General features: G+C 41.4%; 4 protein-coding genes. All 4 read left to right on the forward strand.

The genetic code is table 11. From position 1 onward, the window contains the following. Positions 1–111: ISAzo13-like element transposase-related protein (locus VXK47_RS17200; RefSeq protein ID WP_435547192.1), on the forward strand; the 111-nt coding region annotated here is incomplete at its 5' end. 49 nt (positions 112–160) lie between these two features. After that, positions 161–529 (forward strand): hypothetical protein, encoded by a 369-nt coding sequence (locus VXK47_RS17205; protein WP_435550015.1) that lies wholly within the window; start codon positions 161–163, stop codon positions 527–529. Further along, positions 519–710: a hypothetical protein gene (locus VXK47_RS17210; protein ID WP_435550016.1), complete on the forward strand. Its 192-nt coding sequence runs from the start codon at positions 519–521 to the stop codon at positions 708–710. Before VXK47_RS17205 ends, VXK47_RS17210 begins: the two co-directional genes overlap by 11 nt. A 56-nt stretch (positions 711–766) precedes the next feature. Continuing rightward, positions 767–994, forward strand: a complete 228-nt coding sequence (locus VXK47_RS17215; RefSeq protein ID WP_435550017.1) for a PAS domain S-box protein — start codon at positions 767–769, stop codon at positions 992–994. The last annotated feature ends 111 nt before the right edge of the window (positions 995–1,105 follow it).

Consider the following 1,105-nt stretch of genomic DNA (forward strand, 5'->3'; position numbering starts at 1 on the left):
TACAAGACCGGCATCAAAGTCTCTGATGAAGAACTCCGAAAGATTGCTATCGAGAGGGATGGTTTCCATGGAGAGTGGAATTATAAAATAAAACCAAGGCCATTATGCTAAATGTTCAGCTTATATTTTCTAAACCACTAACATGGTGTGTTTAAAAAATATGAATAAAATAATAAATCGCAGGCTGATAATTCTACTTCTGCCTGTTTTGGTTGTGGGAGTTGCGTTTATGTGGTGGATGGCGCACTCAACCAACAGAGACATGCGGGATCAACTTCTCATACAGGCGAGGGTCGCAGCACGAGCCATTAATATCAAACATATTACTTCTCTATCCGGTTTGGAAGATGATCTGAATACGCATGCTTATCAGAGTATTAAATCCCAGCTGGCATTGATGCGCAACGCCGGATATAAATGCCGGTTTCTTTACCTGATGGGACAACGTTCAGATGGTGTAGTTTTTTTTCCTTGTGGATTCCCTGCCCAAAGATTCCAAAGATTATGCGCCGCCCGGATTGGTTTATGAGGAAATACCGGATTCATATCTTCATACTTTCAACACCGGAAGGGAAGCTGTTACCGAATCGATTACCGATCGGTGGGGCACACTGATCACGGCTCTTATTCCGCTAAAAGATCCTCAGACAGAAAAGCTTGTTGCTGTTCTTGGTATGGACATTAATGCGAACGATTGGACTAAAGTATAGGCCATTGCTTTATACCATTTGTGGTGATGCTGTTGTTTGCAGTTTCCATCCTGTTGATGACTTCCAGGAAACAGGCTGTCAAAGCGCTTAAAGAAAGTGAGGAAAAACACAGATTATTTTTTGAAAACGCTCCGATTGGAATCATTCACTATAACAGGCAAGGCATAGTCACAGATGTTAATAAAGAGTTGACTGCTATTTTAGGAGCAACGCGCGGAAAACTCTTAGGGCTCAATATGCTTGATCTTCCAAATAAATGGCTCCTCGCTAAAAAGTATGGGTAATCCGATTCAAGACATGATAGATATCAGTCATCAAGAGATAGAGGAGGTTGAGACAAATTACTATGAGAGATACGGAACTATTTCAGTTGGCATTGGGTTTGACATCACCAT

The sequence above is a fragment of the Desulfobacterium sp. N47 genome, assembly GCF_051233685.1.
GTDB lineage: Bacteria > Desulfobacterota > Desulfobacteria > Desulfobacterales > RPRI01 > RPRI01.